Source organism: Kribbella sp. NBC_01484 (genome assembly GCF_036227145.1).
Lineage (GTDB): Bacteria > Actinomycetota > Actinomycetes > Propionibacteriales > Kribbellaceae > Kribbella.
This window is the reverse complement of record NZ_CP109437.1, coordinates 2,325,986-2,351,109: the sequence shown is the minus strand read 5'-3', so window position 1 is coordinate 2,351,109 and position 25,124 is coordinate 2,325,986. Positions and strand designations below refer to the sequence as shown.

Here is a 25,124-nt window from a genome sequence, read left to right as displayed (position 1 = left end):
TGCGTCCGAAGAAGCGTGGCCTATAGCCCTCACTTCTTCGGACGCAACGGATCGTCAGTTGCCGTAGACCTCGAGTTCGACGATGCGGGAGTAGGTGTGGTCGTTGCCGTCGAGGCAGAGGATGCGGACGGCCGTGGCTTGGACGGGGGCGAAGGTGGACGTGACGTGACCGGCGGTGTTGCCGCGGACCTGGGCGACGGTCTGCCACGTCCCGTTGGCCGAGACCTGGACGTCCCAGTCGCGCAGGCCATTGGTCGCGGCCGGGTACTTGGCCGAGTCGAGGGTGTAGAGCTCGACGCGGTTGATGGTGGTCGGCTGGGCGAGCGCGACGTCGTAGTTGTCGGGGAAGACCGCTCGGGTGCCGTCGTTCCAGCCGGTCAGGGTGTCCCAGTGCTCGGAGTCCTTGTCGCCGTCGACCGCGCCGCAGAGGAAGAAGCTGCCGTGCGTCGACGAGGCGGCGGCCTGCTCGCCGAGGGCGACGTTGCTGCCCGGATCCTTCGACGGCAGCGGGTTCACCTGGACCGGGACGGTGAGCCTGGTCTTGTCGACCTCGAGGTCGATCTTGTACGAGCCGGGCTCGGTGTCACGCGGGACGCGGACCTCGACCGGTGCGGACACCGGCTGGTCGGGGTCGACGGCCGGCAGCCAGGACGAGAACAGCTCCCGGGACAGTTGCAACGGACCACTCGGGGCCAGCGTCAGGTCGGCGTACCGGTCCTGGCTGCCGGTGTTGGTCATGGTGAGCGTCAGGTTGCCCGGGAAGCACGGCAAGCCGACGACGCTGAGCTGCTGCGGTTCGACCGAGATCTGTACGTCGGTCTGCGGGTTACTGTTGGTTGCCTGGGGCACCGAACTGGACGCGACCAGGGTCGCCGCCACCGCGGCACCGAAGCCGACGGCCGACTGCCAGCGGATCTTCATCGCTGCACCTCCGAGATGCCCGGGCGCCCGTCCTCGACGAAGAGCTTGGCGCGGGTGCTGACAGTGCCGTTCTGGACCGTGACCTTGTCGACCACCAGGTAGTCGGAGATCCACTGCTGCGGCGTGATGCTGCAGCTCACGTAACCGCGCTGGAAGTTGCCGAACCTGATGTGCGGGTTCTCGTTCAGCAGAGTCTGGCCGCCGGGATCGATGTCCATGCCGTCCAGGCCGGACGTGATCGACGTACCGACGAACTCGGCGGCGACGGTCTGCGAGTCGGGGTTCGTGAAGTCGAGCTTGAGGTCCGAGGCGACGCTGCGGTGCAGGTCGCCGGCGATCGAGACCAGGTTGCGGACCTTGCGTTGCGCGGCGCCGCCGAGGATCCGGTCGCGGGACGCCTCGTACCCGTCCCAGGTGTCCATCGGGACCAGGACGCCGGGACCGTCCTTGGTGTCGAGCCGGGCGATCGCGGTCTGATGGGCCATCACGTTCCAGCGCGATCGCGAGGCGGTCCAGCCGTCGAGCAGCCACTTCTCCTGGGCGTCTCCGGTGATCGTACGGGCCGGGTCCTTCGTCTCCGGACCGGGCGCCTTGGTGCCGTCGCCGTACGCCTGGTCCGAGCGGTACTGCCGGGTGTCGAGCACACTGAACTCGGCCAGCCGCCCGAACTGGAATCGCCGGTAAAGCTGCATGTCCGAGCCTTTCGGCAACTGCGCGAGCCGCAGCGGCATGTGTTCCCAGTACGCGCGGAACGCGTTGGCGCGCCGGACCAGGAACTGCGCGGGTGGCGCGCTCGGATGCGCCTCGTCGGCCCAGTTGTCGACCACCTCGTGGTCGTCGAGCGTTACGATCCACGGCGCCACCGCATGAGCTCGCTGAAGGTCCGGATCCAGCTTGTACGCCGCGTACCGGAGGCGGTACTCGTCCAGCGTGACGGTCTGCTGGGTGATGTAGGGCTCGTTCGAGTCCGGCCGGATACCGCGGTCGATGCCGAACTCGTAGATGTAGTCGCCGAGGAAGAACACCACATCGTGGTCTCGCTCGGCCATGTCGGCGTACGCCGTGTACCAGCCCTCCCACGAGGCCTGGCAGGAGGCGAAGGCCAACGACAGTTCGGACAGGTTCGCGTCGGCCGGCGGCGCGGTCTTGGTCCGGCCGACCGGGCTGAGCCTGCCGTTCACGCGGAAGCGGTACCAGTACTGCCGCCACGGTCGGAGTCCTCGTACGTCGACGTGCACCGAGTGGCTCGCCTCCGGCCGGGCCTGGGTCACGCCGTCGCGGACGATCCGGCGGAAGTGCTCGTCCTCCGCGACCTGCCACTGGACCTCGACCGGACGCCGGTCCATCCCGCCGAACGGCGCGAGCGGCTCCGGCGCGAGCCTGGTCCAGATCACCACCGCGTCCGGCAACGGATCGCCGGACGCGACTCCCAAAGTAAACGGATCCCGCCGATCGGGCCGGCCGGCCGAGCCGGCCGTCGCACTCCCGATCTCGGGCAGCTTGCCGGTCAGCGCCAGCGCGGCCGCCGTCCCGGACACGGTCAGAAAGGTTCGTCGACTACTGCGCATCGGCACAGGCCCACCCGATCATCCGTAGGTGATCACTTCCGTAACGGGAGATTACGAGAAGTTCTCAGGATCGGGTGGGATCTGACCGGTTCCGGTCTCAGCGGCTGACGACTTTGCTCGCGGGAGGTGCGGTGATGCTGACGGGCTTGTTGTACTCGGACATCGACATCACCATCGACACGCCACTGAGGTCGAACGACAGGCGGCGGACCAGGTGGGACTTGTCCATCCACATCGAGTAGGTCAGGGTCTTCGGCAGGCCCGCGGGGACCTTCTTGCCTTGTGCGGCCAGGGCTTTCGCGGTGTTGACGGTGACGGCGTACCGGTCCAGCTTCTCGCCGCCGATGGTCTCCGTGCGGACGAACTTGACGCTGGCCAGGCTCGAGTCGAAGGACTTGAAGATCTTGGTCGGGTCGCCGCCCTCGAGGAGTTCCCCGAGCTGGTCGGACTGGCCGGTATTGATCTTCAGATACTTGCCGGCAGGCGTGACGCCTGGTATCGACAGGTAGCCGGTGCCTTTGATCATGACCATCTTCGCCGTCTTGCCCTGGAAAGCAGCACCGGTCATCTCCATCGACATGGCCAATGGCTTGGCGGTCTGAAAGCCGTCCATCGTCAGCACGGTGGTGCCGTTGGCGGTCATCTTGCCGGTGACGCGCCAGGACTTCTGCTTGGTCATCGCGGCGTTCATCGACGGGACGAAGGTGACGCGGTTCAGGTGTGCCACGGGTGCGGGCTTGACCGGCGCGGCGGTGTTGGTGGCGGCCGGAGTCGAGGCCGGAGCGGACGGCTTGTAGCCGGTGGCTTCGGGTTTGGCGTCGTTACCGCAGGCGGCCAGGCCGAGAGCAAGCGGAACGGTGGCGACGGCGGCGATCGCCGTGCGGAGCTTCATGGTGTGGATTCCTCCCCAGGTGTGCAAACCGTCGGATCTTATGGTCTGGACCGCCTGGAGAGGAAGTCTTTTACAGCTTGTTGCAAGCAGGCTTAACGCAGCATTGATCAGTTCGCGCCGCGCTTGACCGATGCGAGCAGGAGCTGGGCCACGTCCTGGACCTCGACCGATTCCCGGGCCGAACCGTCCGCCTGCTTGGCGGTGAGGCCGTCGGACAGCATCACCCGGCAGAACGGGCAGCCGGTGGCGATCTTGTCCGCGCCGGTCTCGACCGCCTCCGTGGTCCGGTTCAGGTTGATCCGGCTGCCGAGCTTCTCCTCCATCCACATCCGCGCACCACCGGCACCGCAGCAGAACGACTTGGTCTGGTTCCGCGGCATCTCGGCGTACTCCGCGCCCGGGATGATGTCGAGCAGTTCGCGCGGAGCGTCGTACACCTGGTTGTGGCGGCCGAGGTAGCACGGGTCGTGGTAGGTGATCTTCTGGCCGTTGAGGGAGCTGTCGGCCGGCGCGACCGGAGTCAGCTTGCCCTCACGGACGAGCCGGTTGAGCAGCTGGGTGTGGTGGATCACGTCGAGCTCGACACCGAGCTGGGAGTACTCGTTCTTCAGCGTGTTGAAGCAGTGCGCGCAGGTGGAGACGACCTTCTTCGCGCCGGTCTCCTTGAAGACCTCCGCGTTCTGCATCGCGAGCTGCTGGAAGACGAACTCGTTGCCGGACCGCCGGGCCGGGTCACCGGTGCAGGTCTCGCCGTCACCCAGTACGGCGAAGCTGACGCCGGCGATGTCGAGTAGTTCGGCGACCGCCTGCGTGGTCTTCTTCGCGCGATCCTCGTAGGCACCGGCGCAGCCGACCCAGAACAGGTACTCGACCTCGGCCAGCGTCTCCACGTCCGTACCGACCTGCTTGACCTCGAACGGCAGGTCCTTGGCCCAGTCCATCCGGCCGGACGGGTTCATGTTCCACGGGTTGCCCTTGTTCTCCAGGCCTTTGAAGAGTCCGTTGAGCTCGGACGGGAACGACGACTCGATCAGTACCTGGTAGCGGCGCATGTCCATGATCGCGTCGACGTGCTCGATGTCGACCGGGCACTGCTGCACGCACGCACCACACGAGGTGCACGCCCACAGCGCGTCCTCGTCGATGACCGCCACGTCCGCGGGACCCACGAGCGGCTTGTCCTGTTCCGCGAGTACCAGCTCGGGCAGCGACTTCCGCTCGTCGTCCGACGACGCCAGCAGGTACGGCGCCTTGGCGTACGCGTGCTCGCGCAGGTTCATCATCACCAGCTTGGGTGACAACGGCTTGTCGGTGTTCCACGCCGGGCACTGCGACTGGCAGCGGCCGCACTCGGTGCAGGTGGTGAAGTCGAGCAGGCCCTTCCAGGTGAAGTCCTCGACCTTGCCGACGCCGAGCGCCGCGTCCTCGTCCAGTTCCTCGATGTTCTCGAAGTCGATCGGCTCGCCCTTGACCATGATCGGCTGCAGTGCGCCGAGCGCCGTACCGCCGTCGGCCTTGCGCTTGAACCAGATGTTCGGCCAGGCGGTGAAGCGGTGCCAGGCCACGCCCATCGTGGCGTTCAGCGAGATCGTGATCATCCAGGCGAACGAGATCAGGATCTTGATCATCGCGACCAGGTAGACGGTGTTCTCCAGGGCCTGCTCGGACATGCCGCCGAAGAGCGCCTCCCCGATGAAGAACGTGGTCGGGAAGTGGAACTTCGTGCCGCCGCCGAGCTCATACTCCAGTCCGCGCAGCAACAGGATGCAGATCAGGACGCCGAGGATCGTGTACTCGACGTAGTACGCCTGCCAGGCGGTGGAACCGAAGAAGCGGCTGTAGCGGCCCTTCTCGCCCCGCGGCAGGTTGCGCAGCCGGATCGCCATCAGCCCGATGATCGAGACCAGGCCGGTCCAGGTGAGGAACTCGCTGACCCACTCGAACACGAACCAGTGGCCGATCACCGGCAGCACCCAGTGCGGGTCGAACAACTGACCGAACGCCGTCACCAGGGTGAGGAACAGCCCGATGAAACCGAACGCGACGAACCAGTGCAGGACGCCGACGTGGCTCCACTGCAGCATCCGGGTGTGGCCGAGGGTCTCCTTGGCCAGCGTGGCGGAGCGCCGCCCCGGGTTGTCGGTGCGGCCGGCCGGCTGGCCCAGCTTGATGACGGACACCATGTGCCCGATCGTCTTGCCGAACAGCGCGATACCGACGGCGGTGACCGCGAGCGAGACGACGATGGCGAGGATCTGCATACCAGCGATGTTATTGGTCGGTTACCCATGAGTCATGTCGATGCGGCCCTCGTCACGCCCGAGATGCGGTCGTGAGCGAATCGACACAGAGCGTTACCTGGATCCCGTTGTGACCGCGCTAGACCACTCGTAAGTTTCCTTCCAGTGCGACCGCAGTAGAGTGAATCTTCTTCAAAGGAGAGTGTGATGCGTCTTCGTCAGGGAATCGCGGCGGGAATGCTGCTGGCGACCTGCTTGGTGGTGCCGAGCGTGCCGGCGAGTGCGACCCCGGCCCCCGCCACCGCTCCGGCTGCGGGAAAGAAGTGCAACACCAGAACGATCAACTGGTACACCCGCTATGGGAAAGAGGTGTACGTCGGGACCAATCTGCACAGCGACTGGTTCGAAGGACCCGGCCGGATCACCTACTCGCGGACGGCTACCTCGGAGTCGAACTCGGCGTGGACCGGTGACCTCGGCGTCAGCGTCTCGGCGGTGATCGCGGAGATCCAGAGCAAGTACTCCAAGACTGTCGGTAAGTCCTATTCGGTCTCGCAGAACTGGTCGTACACGGCAGAGGTCAAGGCGGGCCAGGTACGGCGGTTGCAGCAGCTCAAGCAGTCCTGGATGGTGCAGGTTGTCCGCTGGCGCTACACCACCAGCAACTGCAAGAAGACCAAGGAGATCAGCAAGAAGACCGCGACGTTCCCGGTGAAGAACCGCGACTACATGTGGATCCTGGTCGGACAGAATTCCTGAGCGACCGGGGCTGGTCGCTCAACTGATCAGACGGTCGACCCGGGCGGCGACCGCCGGACGGCGCGGGTCGTCCGGCGGCAGGCCGGCGCGTCGGAGCGCGCCAGCAGCGGGCCTGCGTACAGGCCGAGGGCGGCGTCGAGGTCGCCGTTGCGGAGCGCGGCCTGGACGTCGGTCACGTCGCCGGTGACGTCGGCGATGATCCGGTACCGCTTGGTGTCGAGGACTCCACCACCGAGCAGATTCCGCAGCCGGTGCATCTCCGCGCGTACGGTGGTCGGGTTGCCCTCGTCGCCGTACAACTGGAGCATCAGCTGCTCGGCGGTGAGCCCGGACGGATGCAGGAGAAGCAGTGCGAGTACTTCGGGCCGCCTCAGGGTGAGTGCGATCTCGCGGCCGCCGACGACCGCGATCGGTTGACCGGCACCGAGCAGCATCAGCCGGAGTGACGGCCGGCTGCGGCGGACCGGCGTACCGGGCTTGCGGAGCAGGTAGCCCTCGTCGAGTCGCTCGATCAACCCTTCGCGGCCGTCGCCGAGGTCGATGCGGTCGGCACCGTCCGGGACGACGAGGCGGTCGGGCAACCACTCGAGCGGCTGTACGGCGAGCACGCGGCCGGACAGGGTCAGCAACGCACCGGGCGCATCGCCCAGTGCCGTCAGGTGCCGCATGTTGCGGGCGCGCAGCATCTCGTCGGCCGCGGCCATCCGGACCTGCAGTTGTCCTTCTGCGAGTTTGGCCGCGGCTGTCACCAGCGCGACCATCGCTGGGTGGACCGTGCGAAGCGGACCGGAGACGTCGGCGTCTCACCGACCTGCACGGTCCGCTGATGTTCCACCAGTCCGGTGGGTGCTGCGACGGCAGTTCGCCGATGTGTCTCCCGGACGGGAATTTCGAACGGGGTCGGCGGACGTGCATCTAGGTGATCTGGTCGTCGACGGCCTCGACAGGCCGATAGCGTTCTGGATGTCCGCGAATCAGTACGAGTATTGGAAGCACACACAGCTCACCGTCGATGTGGTGAAGGGCCGCGGCAGCGGATTCTCGGTGGAGGCACCGGAGGGCGTCCGCTTCCTGATCCGGTCCCGCGTCTTCACCGACCAAGAGTCCGCAGCGCTGGGACTCCTCTGAGCGAGTGCCGACCGTCCGGTGGCGTTGCCGGACGGCCGGCGCTCTTCATTCCCCGAGCACGGCGCTCGACTTGGTGCCGCGAACGACAAAAACGGCCTCCCGAAGGAGGCCGTTGGACCAAAGCCGCGAGGCGTTGGGCGCGGCGTGGGGGGCGTGAACACCAAACAGGGACCGCGGACACGAAATAGCTTGTTCAAGGTCCCAACTGCCTGCCCCAGCCCCCCACTCCAGACCGGGCGCACCCCAGCAATCCCTCCACGGCCGGAGGCATCATCACGAACTCCGGCTGTAGTCACTAGGTAGCCGGCGCGGCATTCGAGGGCGAGGGAGTCGGGGTGCTGATGGCGGCGCCCCAGCCGGTGCCGGCGACGAAGGGGAGTTGCCAGGTGTCACTGGTGCGGGCGATGGCCAATGGGGTGAAGGTGAGGGTGGCGGACAGGGCGTCGTACCGGAAACCGCTGAGGGCTTCGAGGACGGACCGGCCTGGCCCGGCGGCCGACCGGGCGTAAGGGTCCGGACCGGGAAACTCAGGGGGAAACCTTCATCGCCGGACGGGCTGTCGGCGACCCTGTCAGCCCGGGGAAAATCCGGCTCGATCGGGTCGGCTGTCATGGGTTCACCCATGACATTTGTCAGGGGCCCGATCGCTGGCTTCGGGTCGCGCCGTCGACGGACGATGCGAGAACCCATCCATGCCGGTCTCCGCCCCACCGCAAAGGAACTGGGGCGAAGGCCTGCCCAGCTCGAGGAGTTCTGTTGAGGCAACGGATTCTCGTGTCCGCCCTGGGCGCCGGCGCACTAGCCGTCGCGGGACTGACCGCCCAGGGGGCCATCGCCGCCCCCACCCCGTACACCGCCGGGAAGCACGCCGCCAAGGTCTGCTCGGCCCCGAAGGCCGCGCACACCGCGGCCTGCAACGCGATCAAACTGGTGAACGACAAAGGTGTCGCACCGGCCTCCACCACGCCGCCGTCGACCGGGCTCACCCCAGCGGGCCTGCGCGACGCCTACAAGCTGAACGGCCTGAGCGCCGGCGGTCGCACGGTCGCGATCGTCGACGCGTACGGCTACCCGAACCTGGAGCGCGACCTCGGCGTCTACCGCTCCCAGTTCGGCCTGTCCGCGTGTACGACGGCCAACGGCTGCCTGCGGGTCATCAACCAGACCGGCGGGACCTCGCTGCCGAGGTTCAACGCGGGCTGGGCCGGTGAGCAGGCGCTCGACGTCGACGCGGTCTCGGCCGCTGCGCCCGACGCGAAGATCGTCGTCGTACAGGCCAACTCGGCCAGCTTCGCCGACCTCGGCACGGCCGTGGTGACCGCATCCAAGCAGTCCGGTGTGGTCGCGATCTCGAACAGCTACGGCGGTGGTGACGCGTCCGACGCGACGTACGGCACCTACTACAACCACCCCGGCATCGCCGTCACCGCATCCACCGGTGACAACGGCTACCAGGGTGGCAGCTACCCGGCGTCCTCGTCGTACACGACGGCCGTCGGCGGTACGTCGCTTGTTGCCGCCAGCAACTCACGCGGGTGGAGCGAGACCGTGTGGAGCGGTGCCGGTTCGGGCTGCTCGACGTACAACACCGCACTGAGCGCCGCGTCGTCGTTCAACACCGGCTGCTCGAAGCGCGCGATGGCGGACGTGTCCGCGGCCGCCGACCCGGGCAAGGGCGGGATGGCGATCTACTACCCGACCAGCAAGACGAACTCGACCTGGGCGCAGTTCGGTGGCACCAGCGAGGCCGCCCCGATCATCGCCGCGGTCTACGCGCTGTCCGGCAACACCAGCGGTTACGCGAACGCGCTGCCGTACGCGCACCCGGGCTCGCTGTTCGACGTGACCAGCGGCAGCAACGGCTCCTGCCCGACGACCCAGTGGTGCAACGCTCGCACCGGCTGGGACGGCCCGACCGGCCTCGGCACCCCGAACGGCGCCGGCGCCTTCTGATCGAACGGGCGGACCCCTACCGCGATTGGGGTCCGCCCGTTCCCCAGCAGGTCCACCACCACCGCGGCGACACACGCCGCGGTGCGTTGGTGGCTGGGTGCGACTGTTGGCCTGTCGCTCCTAGTACTCTGCCGGGCACGAAGGACAACCCTCGTCTCCACGTCATTCCGGTGATTTCCCTTCCCAGCGAGCGCTTGCCCGCCTAAGGTCGCCCCCGGACGGGTCGTGGAGGGCGACCCGCAAACACGAACTCCATGGAGATTTGCTGTGACAACATCACGCAGAGGGCGGGGGCTCCTGGCAGTCACCACCGCCGTCTCCGCCGCCACTGTGCTGGCCGTGACGGCCGCCGGTGGCGCCACCGCCGCCCAGACCGCCGGACCGGGTGAGGGCAAGGGCAAGGCGGCCCAGGCCGAGAACCTGTCGGGCAAGGAGCGGAAGGGCAACTACGACGCCCGGACCCCGAGTGCCAAGATCACCCACGCCCGCGCCGCCAAGGTGGCCGGCAAGGAGACCGCGGCCTCGGAGAAGTTCCGCAACTCGCTCGGCACCCAGGGCGTCGTCGAGCTCGACCCGAACACCGGCACCCCGGCCCAGGTCACCAAGCTGAACGGCTTCCTGACCGGCAAGAGCGCGAAGAAGGCGCCGGCCGTCGCGCTCGCCTACGTGAAGGCGCACCCGGAGGTCTTCAAGCTCTCCGACGCCGACCTGTCCACCCTGAAGCTGCGCAAGGACTACGTCGACGACCTGGGCACCCACCACGTGTCCTGGTCGCAGGTGGTCGACGGCGTCGAGGTGTTCGGCAACGGCCTCAAGGCCAACGTCACCAAGAACGGCCAGCTGATCTCGCTGATGGGCTCGCCGGTCTCCGGTCTGACCGCCCAGGCCGAGGCCGCCGCGGCCGCTCCGAAGGTGACCGCCGCCGCGGCCCGCACCGCGGCTGCCGAGGACGTCGGCGGTACGCCGAAGTCCGCCACCGCGAAGGCGGCCGGCGTCAGCACCCGGTGGAGCAACGGCGACACCGCCCAGCAGGTGTGGTTCCACACCGCCGACGGGCTGCGCAAGGGCTGGCTGACCTACGTCAACGCCGGCGGCATGAAGATCTACAACCACGTGATCGACGCCCAGACCGGCAGCCTGCTCTACCGCAAGGACCTGGTCAGCGAGGGCAACGGCGACGCGCTGGTCCAGGACAACTACCCGGGCGCGGCCAAGGGCGGCACCCAGCGGGTCGAGAACCTGATCTACAACAAGTGGCTGCCGAAGAACGCCAAGACCCTCCTCGACGGCACGTCGGTCGCGGCCTGGGCGGACGTGAACGACGACAACCAGCCGAACGCCGGTGAGACGGTCAAGGTGCCGGGCACCAAGACCGGCGCCGAGTACAAGCTGACCACCTTCCAGAGCGCGTCGTCGTTCTGCTCGGCGGCGTTCGTCTGCACCTGGGACCCGGCCAAGCCGGCCTCCTGGAAGACGAACATGAACCAGGACGTCACCAACGCGTTCTACCTGGCCAGCAACTTCCACGACTGGCTGGCCAAGCCGCCGATCAGCTTCACCCCGGCGGCCGGCTCGTTCGACGCCGCGGGCGGCGACCCGGTCCTGCTGAACGCGCTCGACGGCGCGGCCACCGGCGCCGACGGGGGCCCGGACGCCAACCACATCGACAACGCCAACATGTCCACCCCGCCGGACGGCACTCCGCCGACCATGCAGATGTACCTGTGGCACCAGCCCGGCGCGACCGACGCGCAGGATCCGTTCGTCCCGGCCAGCGGCGCGAACGACGCGAGCGTGCTGTACCACGAGTACACCCACGGTCTGTCCAACCGCCTGGTCGTCGACGCCACCGGCAACAGCACGCTGAACAGCATCCAGGCCGGCTCGATGGGCGAGGCGTGGAGCGACTTCTACGCGATGGACTACCTGGTCTCGCACGGCCTGGAGAAGGACACCACCGCACCGGGCGAGGTACTCGAGGGCAAGTACGTCGCCCACGGTGAACTGTTCCGCACCCAGGCGATCGACTGCCGGGTGAAGGCGGTCAGCCCGAACTGCATCCAGCCCGACGGTTCGAAGGGCGGCTACACCTACGCCGACTTCCCGACCATCGGCGGCACACCTGAGGTCCACGCCTCCGGTGAGGTCTGGGCGCAGACGCTGTGGGACCTGCGGGAGCGCTTCGGCCGCAGCTACGCGATGAGCATCATCACCCGCGCGATGGAGCTGTCGCCGGCCGACCCGACCATGCTCGACATGCGCAACGCGATCGTGCAGGCCGACCTGGTCGCCAGCGGCGGCAAGAACGCCGACATCATCTGGACCGTCTTCGCCAACCGCGGCATGGGCTGGTACGCCGGTGTCATCGACGGCGGCGACGCGTTCCCGGCCGAGGACTTCCACAAGCCGCCGACAGGTGCGACCACGACCCTCAGCGGCACCGTGAAGGACAAGGACACCGGTGCTCCGGTGGCAGGTGCGCTGGTCTACATCGGCGGTCACTCGTCCGGCTACGCCGGTGACTACGCCGCCTCGACCGACGCGAACGGCAACTACGCCATCACCGGTGTTGCTCCGGGCACCTACCCGAAGGTCGTCATGTCGGCTCCGGGCTACGAGCTGCTGGTCCAGTCGGCCACGGTCAAGCCGGGTGCCAAGGTGGCCTTCACACCGCGTCGCAACTGGGCGGCCAGCTCCGGCGGTGGCTCGGTGGTCGGCTTCAACGGACCGGACTTCACCCCGCAGTGCGGCCCGGCGTACGCGATCGACAACGCGCAGGGCACCGGCTGGGGCAGCACCACCGGTGACGACGCCGGCACGCCGACCAACAAGATGATCGACAAGCACGTCGACATCAAGCTGCCGGCGAAGGTGAACATCAGCGCCTTCAACGTCGACCCGTCGAACACCTGTGGTGACCCGGGCAGCTCGTCGACCGGCAAGTACCGGATCGAGACCTCGGTCGACGGCACCACCTGGCTGCCCGCTCAGACGGGCGAGTTCACCGCCGCCAACCGGGGCAAGTACACCCTGCTCACCCCGAGCGGCAACGTGACCGGAGTTCAGTACGTGCGGTTCTGGATGCTCAGCCCGCAGGTTCCGGACTTCGAGACCAACTGCCCGGCCGGCGCGTTCGGTGGCTGCACGTTCACCGACATGACCGAGATCCAGGTCTTCGGTACCAAGTAACAACCCCTCCCGCGAAGGCCGGCCGAGCACCCGCTCGGCCGGCCTTCCGACGTTTCAGGACGGGCTGAGCGACGCCGGCCCGGCCAGGCGCAAGTGACTCGTTACTTGGCGGGTTTGGCCGGTGGGACGGTCTGAGCCCAGTCGGCCCAGTCGGCGAGAGAGGTGTAGAGGCGGATGGCCGCCTCGACGGTTACGCGCATTGATTGGGTCTGCGGGCTGTAGCCGAACTCCCCCCGGTCCTTGCGGGCCGCGTACTCCCGGTACTGCTGGGCCAGGTCCCGGTAGTACCGCGCCTCCGCCTGGAGGTGACGCTGCAGGTCGTCGGTGTCCATCAGCCAGAAGAACAGTGATCGCAGCAGCGGCTGCAGGCGCATGGTGTGGTCGACGTCGACCTCGGTCAGCCAGCGCTTGACCTCCGCCACCCCGGCGTCGGTGATCCGATATGCCTTCCGCCGCCGCGGTCCCTCGCTCTCGACCTCGACCAGGCCCTCGGCCGCGAGCTTGCCGAGCTCGGCGTAGATCTTCGGGTGCTGGGCCGGCCAGATCGATCCGAGCACCTCGGTGAACCGGCGGGCCAGGTCGTACCCGCTCGCCGGTCCCTCGGCGAGCAGCCCGAGCAGCCCGTGCCGCAACGACATGCCGTCTCCTCGCATCGCGTCGTACGTCCAGAAGCATCTTGACATGTCCCTGCGGACATGTGCATGCTCGCTTATGTCCCTAGGGACATGTCCTATGGAACATCACGGCGTGAGGGAGTCGATGTGGCGGACAGGCAGGCGGTACTCATCACCGGTTCGACCGGCGGCATCGGGACGGCGACGGTCGAGCTGCTCCGGCGTCGCGGGTTCACCGTGTACGCCGGGGTGCGCGGGCCGGCCGACTTCGGGGCGGGCGTTCACGTGGTCCCGCTGGATGTGGCGGATCCGGAGAGCGTCGCCGCGGCAGCCAAGCGGGTCGCGGGGGAGGTCGACGGGCTGCGGGCGGTGATCAACAACGCCGGGGTGATCGTGCAGGGGCCGCTCGAACTGGTGCCGGCCGACGAGTGGCGGCGGCAGCTCGAGGTGAACACGCTCGGGCCGGCGTCCGTGGTCCGGGAGTTCCTGCCGCTCGTGCGCGCGGGCGCCGGGCGGATCATCAACGTGGGTGCGGCGACCGGGCGGATCGCGTTCCCGCTGCTCGGTGCGCTGTCCGCGAGCAAGGCCGGCCTGGAGGCGTTGTCGAACGCGCTCCGGCTGGAGCTCGCCGCGTGGGACATCCCGGTCGTGATGATCGAGCCGGGATCGACCGAGACGGCGATCTTCGCGAAGGCCGGTGAGGCCGAGCGGGCGGCGCAGGGGCGGATCGGGGCTGATCAGGTGGCGCTCTATCGGGCGCATCTTGCCGCGTACGAGAAGGCCAGTGCGCGCTTCAAGCCCGGGCCGGTCGACAAGGTTGCCGAGGTCATCGTTCGTGCCGTCGAGGCCTCGCGGCCGAAGCGCCGCTACACCATCGGCGACGCCCGCACGTTGGGTGCCGTCCTCACCAAACTCCCCGCGGGTCTGCGCGACCGGGTTCTGACCGGCGCCCTCGGCCTGAACGGCATCAGGCCGTGAAGACGATCGTCGCCGCGGCCGCACCCCGTGACCAAGTGCGCCCACATCATGGACAACGGGAAGTAAGTGTAGTGAATTAGTCTAGTTTCGCGGTGTGGATGTTGCCGCTCGACCGTCGCCGTCCCGCTCAGCCGGGCGGGGCGGCGACCGAGCCGCGCTCGATCAGGACCGGCGCGATCGTGGTCCGGCGGACCCGGCGGTTGGTGTCGACGGTCGAGGTGACGCGGGCGACGACGTCGGCGACCAGCTCGTCGAGCGGCCAGTGGAAGGTGGACAGTGGCGGCGTGAGCAGTTGCGACACCGGCTGGTCGTCGTACCCGAGCAGGGAGAGATCGTCCGGGACGCGGAGGCCGAGCTCGCGGCTAGCGGCGTACACACCGAAGGCCATCGAGTCGGCGAGCGCGAGGATGCCGGTCGGCCGCCGGGTGCTGGTGAGCAGCCCGCGGGCGACCTCGGTCGCGCCGGCCAGGTCGTGCGGGCATTGCAGGATGCGGATCTTCAGCTCGAGGTCGGCGCCGACGCGCTGGGCGATCTCTTCGGCCGGCCGCTCCACCTCGAAGCGGCGGGTCGGACTCAGTACCGCGATCTGCCGGTGGCCGGCGTCGGCCAGCCGGCGCAGGGCCGTGCTGACACCACTCTCGTTGTCGAGCATGACCTCGGACTTCGCCTTCGCGCCCGGCAGCGCGTCGCCGATCGCGACCACCGGCGTCTGCCGCGCGATCTCGGCCCAGCCCTTCGCGGCCGGGTTGATCGGGATCACCACGATCGCGTCGGCGCGGTGGTCGACCAGGTGCTGGGCGAGCTCGAGCTGGCGGTCGGCGTCGCCGGCCGAGTCGATGATCCACGCATTCCGGTCCGGGGCGAGCAGCTCCCGGCCGAGGGCGGCCGCGAGTCGCTGCTGCCAGAGATCCTCCAGCGACGCGCAGAGCACGCCGATCGAACCGCTCCGGCCCGAGGCGAGGGCCCGGGCGACCGGGTCGGCCTGGTAGCCGAGACGGTCGGCGGCGTCCTGGACCCGCTGCCTGGTCTCGGGCGTTCCGTGCAGGCCGCGCAGTGCGTAGGACACAGCGGCCATCGAGAGCCCGGTCTCGGCAGCGATGTCCTTGAGGGTTGGCCTCCGGCCGGTTCCGGACATGTCCACGACCTTAGGGCAGACCTCGGACAAAAGCTTGACAAGAGGTGCATTGAAGCGCTTCACTCTAATCATCCTGAAGCGCTTCAATCTGATCAGACCGCTGGGGGGAGGGTCCGATGATCGACGTCCACCAGCATCTGTGGCCGGTCGGGTTCGTCGACCGCCTCCGGGCCCGCTCCGAGCCGCCGTACCTCGATGGCTGGACGCTCCACACCGCGACCGAGACGCCGTACGACGTGGATCCGGCCGCGCACGCGGTCGACAAGCGGGTCGCGCTGGAGCAGGACAGTGGGACGAAACTCGCCGTGGTCTCGCTGTCGAGTCCGCTCGGGATCGAACACCTCGGGGATGCCGCACTGCTCGATGCCTGGCACGCCGGGGCCGTGGAGTTCCCGGCGCCGTTCAAGGCCTGGGCGGCTGTCGATCTGCTCGATCCTGACGTCGAGGGTCTGGAATCCCTTCTGGACAAGGGGTTTCTCGGGCTGCAGTTGCCTGCGCATGTGCTCGGCACGCCTACCGGGTGGGCCGCGCTGGGTGAAGTGCTTGCCGCGGTCGAGCGACTGAACAAGCCGATCCTCGTCCACCCGGGTGTGGCCCAGCCGGTCGACGAGGCGCTGTGCTGGTGGGCGCCGGTGGTCGATTACACGAGCCAGTTGCAGGCCGCTTGGTGGTCATGGCATGCGTTCGGCGGGCGACGCTCGTACCCGGCCTTGCGGCTGTGCTTCGCGGCCGCTGCGGGGCTGGCGCCGGTGCACCACGAGCGGCTGGCCGCGCGCGGCGGTCGGCTCGGCACCATCGACCCCAATCTGTACGTCGACACCTCGAGCTATGGCCCGCAGGGGATCGACGCGGTCGCAAGGGTCCTCGGCATCGACCAGGTCGTGCACGGCACCGACCGGCCGTACGCCGGGATCACCGACCTCCGCCAAGGCGACGCCGCGACCGCGGTGATCCGCCACAACAATCCACACCGGCTGCTGTTCGGCGCCGGTACACCGACTCCTGAGAGGGGAGTGCAGTGACTGCTCAGCCCATCACCGACGTACCGGTGCCCGCGCGCCAAGCCAGCCGGCTCGTGGAGCTCAACAACTGTCTGTCGCTGGACGACCTTCCGGGCCGCGACCTCGATCCCGCCGAGCTGGCCGAGTTGGCCGCGTCGATCGCCGCGCAGCCGCAGCTGTGGGACGACAAGGTCGCCTACAGTGACGAGGAGCGGGTGTTCGCCTCGCTGCACCGGGACGCGAACGTCGACGTCTGGCTGATCTGCTGGACCCCGGTCAACGACACCGGCTGGCACGACCACGACGTCTCGTCCGGCGCGGTCGCGGTGGCCAAGGGCAAGCTGGTCGAACACAACCTGGCCATCGGCACCGAGTCGGTCGAGACCGAGGTGGAGGCCGGCGACGTCTACGGCTTCGGCCCCGACCACATCCACCGCCTCACCGGCCTCGACAAGGGCAGCGTCACCGTCCACGCCTACAGTCCGCCGCTCTGGCGCATGGGCCAGTACTCCGTCAGAGACGGCGTACTCCGCCGAACCTCCGTCTCCTACGCCGACGAACTCCGCCCCCTCGACTGACCCCCGCCCGTCGACTGACCCCCGGCCCATCCCGCCCACCGGTTGACCCCTGAAATGGCGCTCGACTGATCGCGGCGTGCGTGGTCGGCGGTCTGCGCGTGTTGGTCGGGGGCGGACCCAGATCCGGTGACGTGGAGCAGCCGCTGGTGTGGCCCTGTGGTGCAAGGTCGACAGGAAGTACTGGCCGGACCCTACCCGGGCCGGCCGGTTCCACGCCTGAATACCTCCCCCGACCAGTTCCCCTGAACCGACACCTCCTAATGAGAGTTACCGGGTCGCCGTCGGGCAGACTCGGGGCTGGTAAGCCGCCGGTGGGTGAGCACTTGTACCTCCTGGACCGTTTGAGTCCTGTCGACAGATCGTGCCCCTGCCGGTGACCGGGAGATTTGATCGCTGATGGGATGTCGTGCCCGGCCCTTGGTGTGGTTGGGGGGCGTGAGCACTGCTTCATTAGGTCGCTGATGGTTCTCCCGACCGGCTTGCTGGTGGTGTGGATGGCGTCGAGAGTGTGGGAGATCGGTGTTGAAGTTCTTTGTGGGAGATGACTGGGCCGAGGCGCATCACGATGTGGAGGTGATGGACCCGGCGGGGCGGGTGCTGGCCAAGGCGCGGTTGCCCGAGGGGGTGGCGGGGATGGCGCGGTTGCATGCGCTGGTGGCCGAGCAGTTCGGTGCGGCTGATCCTGACGAGGTCGAGGTGGTGGTCGGGATCGAGACCGATCGGGGCCCGTGGGTGGCCGCGCTGGTGGCCGCGGGGTACCTGGTGTTCGCGGTGAACCCGTTGCAGGCCTCGCAGTACCGCAAACGGCACGCGGTGTCGGGTGCCAAGAGCGACGCGGCCGACGCGCATGTGCTGGCCGACATGGTCCGCACCGACTCCCACCAGCTGCGCCCGGTGGCCGGTGACAGCGCCGAGGCCGAGGCGATCAAGGTCGTCACCCGGATGCACAAGACCCTGATCTGGGAACGGACCCGGACCACGCAGCGGTTGCGGCACGCGCTGCGCGAGTACTTCCCGGCCGCGCTGGAAGCCTTCGAGGACCTGGACGCCGCCGACACCCTCGAGCTGCTGACCAAGGCCCCCGACCCGGCCGCGGCGGCCCGGCTGACCACCGCCCAGATCACCGCGGCGCTGAAACGGGCCCGTCGCCGCAGCATCGCCGACAAGGCCGCGGCGATCCAGGCGGCGCTGCGCGCCGAGCACCTCGGCCAGCCCGCGGTGGTCACCGCCGCCTACGCCGCCTCGACCCGCGCACTGGTCGCGGTCCTGGCCGTCCTCAACGAGCAGGTCACCGGCCTGCAAGGGCAGGTGGAGGCCCATTTTGGCCGGCACCCGGCCGCTGAGATCATCTTGTCCCAGCCCGGGCTGGGACCGATCCTCGGCGCCCGGGTGCTCGCAGAATTCGGCGACGACCCCGACCGCTACGCATCGGCCAAAGCCCGCAAGAACTACGCCGCGACCAGCCCGATCACCCGCGCCTCGGGCAAGAAGAAAGTCGCCCTGGCCCGCTACGTCCACAACGACCGGCTCATCGACGCCCTCATGAGCCAAGCCTTCGCCGCACTCAACGCCTCGCCCGGAGCCCGCGCCTACTACGACAAACAACGAGCCCGCGGAGCCGACCACAACCCCGCCCTACGCCAACTCGCCAACCGACTCGTCGGCATCCTCCACGGCTGCCTCAAAACCAACACCCACTACAACGAAACAACCGCCTGGACCCACCCCACCCAAACCCTCGCAGCTTGACACCCAAACTCCTGGGATGTCTGTCGACCTTGCACCCCAGCCACCCGAACCCCACCAGCCAGACCGCATCCCAGGCCCCCGCCCACATCACCGACACATCCAGCAGCAGAGCCTCAAATTGGGGAGTTGGCGTCCGGGCGATCTGCCCCGGACGGCGCTGGAGTGCTCGCGGACCGCTATCCGGAGCTGGTGCCGGCCAGCTCGCTGCTGTTCGGTGTTGGCCGGCGCGCCTGATGCCTGGTCTTACCCGCCGGCTGCTGAAGCGCCTGTACCGCCGCTGCGACCCTCTCGACCCGATCCTGGATCTCTGACTAAAGTCAGAGAATGGAGATTGGTGGGGTCAGGCGGTTCAATCGGGTGGTTACGCAGCGGGTGGGGGCGTTGCAGGAGGCTTATCTGGCTCGGGGGCGGTCGTTGGGGCTGGATCGGGTGTTGTGGGAGATCGGGCTGGACGGGTGTGATGTCAGGTCGCTGCGGGCCCGGCTTGATCTGGACTCGGGGTATCTGAGCCGGCTGCTGCGATCGCTGGAGAGCAGTGGGCTGGTCCGGGTCGAGCGGAGCGGTGGCGACGGGCGGGTGCGGATCGCGCGACTGACGAAGGCGGGTGTCGCCGAGCGGGAGGTGCTGGATCGGCGGTCGGACGAGCTGGCGGTGTCGATCCTGGAGCCGTTGAGTGAGCGGCAGCAGGAGCGGCTGGTCGCGGCGATGGACGAGGTGTCGCGGTTGCTGACCGCGTCGATGGTGCGCGTCGGGGTGGTCGATCCGCGGCGGCCGGACGCGCAGTACTGCGTGCAGTCGTACTTCGCCGAGCTCGGCCGGAGGTTCGACGCCGGGTTCGATCACACCCGCAGCATCTCGGCGGACAACGCCGAGTTGACGTTGCCCGCCGGATTGTTGCTAATGGCAACACTACACACCGAGCCGGTCGGTTGCGGCGGGTTGAAGCTGCACGGTGCCGAACCGGCCGAGATCAAACGGATGTGGGTCTCACCCGAGGCGCGGGGCCTCGGGCTCGGGCGCCGGTTGCTGACCGAGCTCGAGCGCGAGGCGATCGCCCACGGTGCCCCCGCCGTACGGCTGGAAACCAACCGCAACCTGACCGAGGCGATCGCCCTGTACCGCGCCGCGGGCTACCGGGAGGTGCCGGCGTTCAACACCGAGCCCTACGCCCACCACTGGTTCGAGAAGTCGCTGCGTTAGCTCACGGCTTCCGGAGTACGCCGAGGAGGCCGTGGGTCTCGTCGTTGGGCCCGGCGGAGAAGAAGAGCGAGTCGGTGCCGCCGGTGGTGGCCGTGCCTTGGAGGAGCGCCCAGAGGCCGTCGATCACCAGAGTCTTGCCGTGGGTGTTGCGGACCTGGCCGGCTGGGTTGAACCTGCCGTGGGGGTTCGGATGGAAGATGTTGATCCGGCCGTCGCCGAAGTTGCCGACCAGGAGCGTCCCGGCGGGCTCACCCCAGGCGGCGGGAGCCAGCGCCAGACCCCAGGGAGCATTCAGCGTGCCGCGCGTGGCGACCCGCGCGATCAGCCTGCCGTCCACGGTGAACTCGTCGACGAACCCGAGTCCGCGGCCGGCGATCTCGTCGCCGGTCTGCGGGTCGACCTTGGCGTAGGCGACGAAGATCCGGCCGTTGAGCGTCTGCACGTTGAACGGCCCGAACCCCTTCGGCAGGTGGGAGTCCCGGAACGCCCACCACGGCTTCTTCACCAGGGTGAACGTGGTGTCGAAGACGTCGATCCGGCGCTGGGTGAAGTTGGCGGCGTACAACCGGTCCCCTGCTCTGGTTGTCGCGATCGCCAAGCCCTTGTAGATGGCGCCGGGGGTGGTGGCCTTGATCTGGGCGGCACCGATCAGCGGGCTGACCGGCGGACCCCAGGCCGCGATCTGGCCGGTCTCGGTGGCGAAGATGAACCGGGCCGGCGCGCTCACCGTCCCGTTGGTGAGCACGAACCCGGTGCCTGGGTTGTTGACCTGCCCGGTCGGCACCGGCATCGTCACCCGGACCGTGGGCACCTTGGTCGCGGTGGTCGAGCCTGGCGCGGACGAGTACAGCGTGGACGACGACGTACCGTTGTTCGACACCCACAGCGGGGTGGTCGCGCCGAGGGAGAGACCCCACGGGTTGACCAGGTCGTCGTCTTGCAGCGAGGCCTTGCCGGCCTGGTCCGAGACCAGGTTGACCTGCTGTACGGCGAGTGGAGCGTGGCGGGACTGGTGTGCGCTGGCGGTTGCCGGGCTGAGCAGAGCGAGACCGCTGATGAAAGCGGTCGCCACCGCGAGTGGACGGCCCTTCGAACGGAGTGACATGTCACTTTCCTGTCGGTAGGGATGCGGAACACTCTCGACACGGCCGGGTGGGCTAGGCGGTTCAATCGCCGCAAGGTAAACATGGCGGAGAACTCGGGGCGGGGAATGCACTGGTGAGTAGGAGGGGAGTACATGTCAGGACTTGCGATCGAGCCGTTGAATCCGGAGATCCTGCCGCCGGCAACCGGCAACTACGCGCACGGCGTCCAGGTGGACGGAGCCCAGCGGATGGTGTTCGTCAGCGGTCAGGTGCCGTGGGGCAATGAGCACGGCCGGGTGCCGGAGACGTTCGAGGCGCAGTGCCGGATGGTCTGGCGGAATGTGCTGTCGGTGCTGGCCGAGGCCGGCATGGGGATCCGGAACCTGGTGAAGGTGACGACATACCTGTCCGACCGGCAGTACCGGGCGCTGAACTCGAAGATCCGCGAGGAGGTGCTCGGCCAGCACGTGCCGGCCCTCACCGTCATCATCTGCGACATCTACGCGGAGAACTGGCTCCTCGAGATCGACGCCGTCGCCATGGCCTGACCGGTCCACCGCTCGCCGAGTGGCTATGGAAAGCGTGCGTACGCCGTCTTAGCGTGAAGAGCATGAGAATCCGGGTAGTCGACGCGTTCGCCGATCGTCCCTTCACCGGGAACCCAGCGGGGGTCTGTGTCCTGCCCGCCGGGGCATGGCCCGAGGCCGCCTGGATGCAGTCGGTCGCCGCGGAGCTGCAGCACGCCGAGACTGCGTTCGTGAAGCCGTCGCCGGGTGGTGACGCGGAGTGGGAGCTTCGCTGGTTCACGCCGACGATCGAGGTCGATCTGTGTGGTCACGCGACCCTGGCGACGACACACGCGCTGCTGTCGGACGGGCTGGTCAGCGGCAAGGTGGGCTTCTCGACTCGGAGCGGGGTGCTGACGGCTTCGGTCGACGACGGCTGGATCACCCTCGACTTCCCGGTCAACCGAACGGTCGAGGCGGAGGCGCCGGCGGGTCTGATCGCGGCGCTCGGGGCCGAGCCGGTCAGTGTGCACAGCACGGGCGCGCTGACCGACGTGTTCGTCGTCATGCCCGACGAGTCGGCGCTCCGCGCGCTGTCGCCGGACCTGGGTCAGGTGAAGGCGATCAATCAGCGCGAGCGGAACCGGGGGACGATCGTGACCGCCCCCGCGGACTCCGGCTTCGACTTCGTGTCGCGGTTCTTCGCTCCGGCCGCCGGGATCCCGGAGGACCCGGTCTGTGGCAGCGCGCACACCGCGTTGGCGCCGTACTGGGCCGAGCGCCTCGGACGGAACGAACTGGTCGGATTCCAGGCGTCCGCCCGAGGCGGTGTCGTCCGCGTCGCCACCGTCGGCGATCGCGTTCACCTCAGCGGTCAGGCGATCACCACACTCGACGGTGAGCTACTCGTTTAGGCCCAGGTCTCGGCGTGGGTGGCCACGCCGTTCGGGGCGATGAGTTCGGTGACGACGTCCTCGGCGTCCGCGTCCAGCGGCTCGAACGGGTGCTCCGGTACGACGTACGCGCGGGCGCCGGCCACCATCTCGATGCCGGGGAGCTCGAACCACGCCTCCCCGACCTCGCGGCTGATCTCGTAGATGGCCTGCTCGGCGGAGTCGACCGGCTCCTGCTCGACGGTCTCGTCCAGCTCGGCCGGGTGCCGTTCCTGCGCGGCCCGGCCGGCCTCGAGCAGCGCGTCGAGGTCGATCACGCGCAGGTCGAACCGCGACACCACGCTGATCACCTGGTCCTGCTCGGTGTCCTCGTCGTCCTCTTCGTCGACCGCGTCGTCCAGCAGGAGTGGCGCCGTACCGGTGTGCTCGAAGACGGCGTCGTTCCAGTCCTCGACGAGTTCCTCGAGCGCGGCGTTCTGCTCGAAGAGCGCGGCCTGCTCCTCGTCGCCGGTCATCGCGAGCAGGGCCTCGGTGTGGGCCTGGAGGCGCTCGGCGAGCTTGCGGCTCGCCTCGGCGAGCGCGTCCCGGGTCTCCGTGGAGAAGAACTGCTCGGCGGTGGCGATGTCCATGTCGGTCACTAGGTGTTCTTCCCTTGTCCGTGGGCTGTGATTGCCACGCGTAAGTATGCGGACTGGTGGCGCTCTCGCGAAGTTCTGTCCGCGATGAGCTACCTGTGAGAAGCCTGTGAGAGGTCTGTCAGCGGGTGTGAGAGGCCTGTGAGAACACTCCTGAGCAGGCAGCGAGCGGTGTGCAGTGAACTCATGAGCACTTTTGCCCGTGAGGTGGTGGCGTCATGCATGACGTGATCTACCTCGCCGTCACCGTCGTCGTGTTCGCGGCCGTCTGGTTCGCGCTGCGTGGAGTGGAGAAGCTGTGAGCGCCGAGAACATCGCCGGCCTGGTGGTCGCAGCGGCTCTGGTCCTCTACCTGGTCGCCGCCCTGATCTTCCCCGAGAGGTTCTGATGTCCGACACCGGCGCCGGCCTGTTGCAGGTCGGCCTACTCATCGTGCTCCTGGCCGCCGCATACCGGCCGTTCGGCGGGTACATGGCCAGGGTCTACTCGAGCGAGAAGCACTCTCGGGTCGAGCGTGGTGCCTACAAGCTGTTCGGGGTTGACGCGAAGGCCGAGCAGACCTGGGCTGTCTACGCCCGGTCGGTGGTCGCGTTCTCCGCCGTGAGCGTGATCCTGCTCTACCTGATCCAGCGGCTGCAGCACGCCCTGCCGCTGTCCAACGGTCTGCCCGGGGTCGAGTCGGGACTGGCGTTCAACACCGCCGCGTCCTTCGTCTCGAACACCAACTGGCAGTCCTATGTCCCCGAGGTCACGATGGGCCACCTGGTCCAGTTCGCCGGCCTCGCCGTCCAGAACTTCCTGTCCGCAGCCGTCGGCATCGTGGTCGCGATCGCGGTGATCCGCGGTTTCGCCCGGAACAAGACCGACCGGCTGGGCAACTTCTGGGTCGACCTGACCCGGACCGTGATCCGGGTCCTGCTGCCGATCGCGATCCTGGGCGGCCTGTTGCTCGTCGCGATGGGTGTCGTACAGAACTTCTCCGGCGGCCACGAGGTCACCTCGGTGGTCGGCCAGACGCAGACCCTCCCCGGTGGTCCGGTGGCGAGCCAGGAAGTGATCAAGGAGCTCGGCACCAACGGTGGTGGCTACTACAACACGAACTCCGCGCACCCGTTCGAGAACCCGAACCCGCTGTCCGACCTGTTCGAGATCTTCCTGCTGCTGGTGATCCCGGTCTCGCTGACCCGCACCTTCGGCGTGATGATCAAGGACAAGCGGCAGGGCTACGCGATCCTCGGCGTGATGACCACGATCTGGGCCTCCTTCGTCGCCCTCGCGACGATCTTCGAGGTCCAGGGCGCGGGCACCGCGACCCGGGCCGCCGGCGCCGCAATGGAAGGCAAGGAGACCCGCTTCGGTGAGTGGGCGTCGTCGCTGTTCGCCGTCTCCACCACGGGTACGTCGACCGGCGCGGTCAACTCGATGCACGACTCGTTCACCCCACTCGGTGGAGGCGTGCCCCTGTTCCACATGATGCTGGGAGAAGTCACGCCTGGCGGTACGGGTACCGGTCTGTACGGCATCCTCGTGTTCGCCGTCCTTACGGTGTTCGTGGCCGGGCTGATGGTCGGCCGGACCCCGGAGTACCTGAAGAAGAAGATCACGGCCCGCGAGATGAAACTGGTCTCGCTGTACATCCTGGCCACGCCAACCGTCGTGCTGGTCGGTGCCTCGATCGCGATGGGCCTGGCGACGGCGCGCGCGTCGATTCTCAACACCGACAGCCCGCACGGCTTCTCCGAAGTGCTGTACGCCTTCACTTCGGCCGGTAACAACAACGGCAGCGCGTTCGCCGGTATCAGCGCGAACATCCCCTTCTACAACACGGCTCTCGGGCTCGTGATGCTGCTCGGCCGGTTCGTGCCGATCGTGATCGTGCTGGCTCTCGCCGGCTCGTTCGCCCAGCAGCAGCCCGTCCCGGTGACGCAGGGCACGCTGCCCACCCACAAGGCGCTGTTCGTGGCGATGCTGGTCGGAGTAGTCCTGATCGTCACCGGCCTGACCTATTTCCCCGCTCTCACCCTCGGACCCCTCGCGGAGGGACTGTGACCACGTTAGTGAAGACCCCTCCTCCGGCTCCGGAGAAGGTGGCGAAGAAGG

21 protein-coding genes and 1 pseudogene are annotated in these 25,124 nt (G+C 68.2%); 13 read left to right on the top strand and 9 right to left on the bottom strand.

What is annotated here, in order from left to right:
- Positions 1 to 54: 54 nt before the first annotated feature.
- From OG555_RS11535 to OG555_RS11520, 4 genes are all read right to left on the bottom strand, one after another.
- A complete protein-coding gene (locus OG555_RS11535) occupies positions 55 to 921 on the bottom strand; it encodes a galactose-binding domain-containing protein (protein ID WP_329482815.1) in 867 nt (288 codons plus the stop codon).
- Positions 918 to 2,459, bottom strand: a complete 1,542-nt coding sequence (locus OG555_RS11530; RefSeq protein WP_329482814.1) for an alkaline phosphatase D family protein — start codon at positions 2,457 to 2,459, stop codon at positions 918 to 920. The genes OG555_RS11535 and OG555_RS11530 overlap by 4 nt, the downstream gene beginning before the upstream one ends.
- Before the next feature lie 127 nt (positions 2,460 to 2,586).
- Positions 2,587 to 3,381 carry a hypothetical protein gene (locus tag OG555_RS11525; RefSeq protein ID WP_329482813.1) on the bottom strand — a complete coding sequence of 265 codons (795 nt, stop codon included), beginning with the start codon at positions 3,379 to 3,381 and terminating at the stop codon, positions 2,587 to 2,589.
- A gap of 107 nt (positions 3,382 to 3,488) precedes the next feature.
- Positions 3,489 to 5,642 (bottom strand): (Fe-S)-binding protein, encoded by a 2,154-nt coding sequence (locus OG555_RS11520; RefSeq protein WP_329482812.1) that lies wholly within the window; start codon positions 5,640 to 5,642, stop codon positions 3,489 to 3,491.
- A 186-nt stretch (positions 5,643 to 5,828) separates the two neighbouring features.
- Between OG555_RS11520 and OG555_RS11515 the strand changes: the two genes are divergently transcribed.
- On the top strand, positions 5,829 to 6,380 hold the full coding sequence (locus OG555_RS11515; RefSeq protein WP_329482811.1) for a hypothetical protein: 552 nt from the start codon (positions 5,829 to 5,831) through the stop codon (positions 6,378 to 6,380).
- Between the two features lie 26 nt (positions 6,381 to 6,406).
- On the opposite strand, the gene OG555_RS11510 is transcribed toward OG555_RS11515, so the two are convergent.
- The gene (locus OG555_RS11510; RefSeq protein WP_329482810.1) at positions 6,407 to 7,141 is read right to left on the bottom strand and encodes a helix-turn-helix domain-containing protein; all 735 of its coding nucleotides are present in this window, start codon (positions 7,139 to 7,141) and stop codon (positions 6,407 to 6,409) included.
- A 65-nt stretch (positions 7,142 to 7,206) separates the two neighbouring features.
- On the opposite strand from OG555_RS11510, the pseudogene OG555_RS11505 reads away from it, so the two are divergent.
- From OG555_RS11505 to OG555_RS11495, 3 genes and pseudogenes are all read left to right on the top strand, one after another.
- A pseudogene (locus OG555_RS11505) lies at positions 7,207 to 7,508 on the top strand (DUF779 domain-containing protein).
- 756 nt (positions 7,509 to 8,264) lie between these two features.
- Complete coding sequence (locus OG555_RS11500) at positions 8,265 to 9,461, top strand: S53 family peptidase (protein WP_329482808.1); 1,197 nt, start codon at positions 8,265 to 8,267, stop codon at positions 9,459 to 9,461.
- Between the two features lie 267 nt (positions 9,462 to 9,728).
- Complete coding sequence (locus OG555_RS11495; protein ID WP_329482807.1) at positions 9,729 to 12,650, top strand: M36 family metallopeptidase; 2,922 nt, start codon at positions 9,729 to 9,731, stop codon at positions 12,648 to 12,650.
- A 101-nt stretch (positions 12,651 to 12,751) separates the two neighbouring features.
- Here OG555_RS11495 and OG555_RS11490 read toward each other — a convergent pair whose 3' ends face one another.
- Positions 12,752 to 13,288 (bottom strand): PadR family transcriptional regulator, encoded by a 537-nt coding sequence (locus OG555_RS11490; RefSeq protein WP_329482806.1) that lies wholly within the window; start codon positions 13,286 to 13,288, stop codon positions 12,752 to 12,754.
- Between the two features lie 123 nt (positions 13,289 to 13,411).
- Here OG555_RS11490 and OG555_RS11485 point away from each other — a divergent pair, with 123 nt between their 5' ends.
- A complete protein-coding gene (locus tag OG555_RS11485) occupies positions 13,412 to 14,242 on the top strand; it encodes an SDR family NAD(P)-dependent oxidoreductase (protein WP_329482804.1) in 831 nt (276 codons plus the stop codon).
- Between the two features lie 127 nt (positions 14,243 to 14,369).
- Here the strand turns inward: OG555_RS11485 and OG555_RS11480 are convergent, their stop codons facing one another.
- Positions 14,370 to 15,377: a LacI family DNA-binding transcriptional regulator gene (locus OG555_RS11480; RefSeq protein WP_329482803.1), complete on the bottom strand. Its 1,008-nt coding sequence runs from the start codon at positions 15,375 to 15,377 to the stop codon at positions 14,370 to 14,372.
- Positions 15,378 to 15,493: 116 nt separating this feature from the next.
- On the opposite strand from OG555_RS11480, the gene OG555_RS11475 reads away from it, so the two are divergent.
- The 4 genes from OG555_RS11475 to OG555_RS11460 all read left to right on the top strand — a co-directional run bounded on the left by OG555_RS11475 (position 15,494) and on the right by OG555_RS11460 (position 19,905).
- Positions 15,494 to 16,399: an amidohydrolase family protein gene (locus OG555_RS11475; RefSeq protein ID WP_329482802.1), complete on the top strand. Its 906-nt coding sequence runs from the start codon at positions 15,494 to 15,496 to the stop codon at positions 16,397 to 16,399.
- Entirely contained in the window at positions 16,396 to 16,956 is a 561-nt protein-coding gene (locus OG555_RS11470; RefSeq protein ID WP_329482801.1) for a cysteine dioxygenase, read from the top strand. Before OG555_RS11475 ends, OG555_RS11470 begins: the two co-directional genes overlap by 4 nt.
- A gap of 576 nt (positions 16,957 to 17,532) precedes the next feature.
- On the top strand, positions 17,533 to 18,705 hold the full coding sequence (locus OG555_RS11465) for an IS110 family transposase (RefSeq protein ID WP_329484779.1): 1,173 nt from the start codon (positions 17,533 to 17,535) through the stop codon (positions 18,703 to 18,705).
- Positions 18,706 to 19,029: 324 nt separating this feature from the next.
- Positions 19,030 to 19,905, top strand: coding sequence for a bifunctional helix-turn-helix transcriptional regulator/GNAT family N-acetyltransferase (locus OG555_RS11460; RefSeq protein WP_329482800.1), 876 nt, complete (start codon positions 19,030 to 19,032; stop codon positions 19,903 to 19,905).
- A 1-nt stretch (position 19,906) separates the two neighbouring features.
- On the opposite strand, the gene OG555_RS11455 is transcribed toward OG555_RS11460, so the two are convergent.
- Positions 19,907 to 21,010 (bottom strand): TIGR03118 family protein, encoded by a 1,104-nt coding sequence (locus OG555_RS11455; protein ID WP_329482799.1) that lies wholly within the window; start codon positions 21,008 to 21,010, stop codon positions 19,907 to 19,909.
- Between the two features lie 132 nt (positions 21,011 to 21,142).
- Between OG555_RS11455 and OG555_RS11450 the strand changes: the two genes are divergently transcribed.
- Both OG555_RS11450 and OG555_RS11445 read left to right on the top strand, forming a co-directional pair.
- Positions 21,143 to 21,538 carry a RidA family protein gene (locus OG555_RS11450; RefSeq protein WP_328524528.1) on the top strand — a complete coding sequence of 132 codons (396 nt, stop codon included), beginning with the start codon at positions 21,143 to 21,145 and terminating at the stop codon, positions 21,536 to 21,538.
- Positions 21,539 to 21,600: 62 nt separating this feature from the next.
- A complete protein-coding gene (locus tag OG555_RS11445; RefSeq protein WP_329482798.1) occupies positions 21,601 to 22,410 on the top strand; it encodes a PhzF family phenazine biosynthesis protein in 810 nt (269 codons plus the stop codon).
- Here the strand turns inward: OG555_RS11445 and OG555_RS11440 are convergent.
- A complete protein-coding gene (locus OG555_RS11440; RefSeq protein WP_329484802.1) occupies positions 22,407 to 23,018 on the bottom strand; it encodes a hypothetical protein in 612 nt (203 codons plus the stop codon). The genes OG555_RS11445 and OG555_RS11440 overlap by 4 nt on opposite strands.
- Positions 23,019 to 23,322: 304 nt before the next feature.
- On the opposite strand from OG555_RS11440, the gene kdpF reads away from it, so the two are divergent.
- Complete coding sequence (gene kdpF, locus OG555_RS11435) at positions 23,323 to 23,412, top strand: K(+)-transporting ATPase subunit F (RefSeq protein ID WP_130442715.1); 90 nt, start codon at positions 23,323 to 23,325, stop codon at positions 23,410 to 23,412.
- Positions 23,412 to 25,073, top strand: a complete 1,662-nt coding sequence (kdpA, locus tag OG555_RS11430; RefSeq protein WP_329482797.1) for a potassium-transporting ATPase subunit KdpA — start codon at positions 23,412 to 23,414, stop codon at positions 25,071 to 25,073. Before kdpF ends, kdpA begins: the two co-directional genes overlap by 1 nt.
- Positions 25,074 to 25,124: the final 51 nt, after the last annotated feature.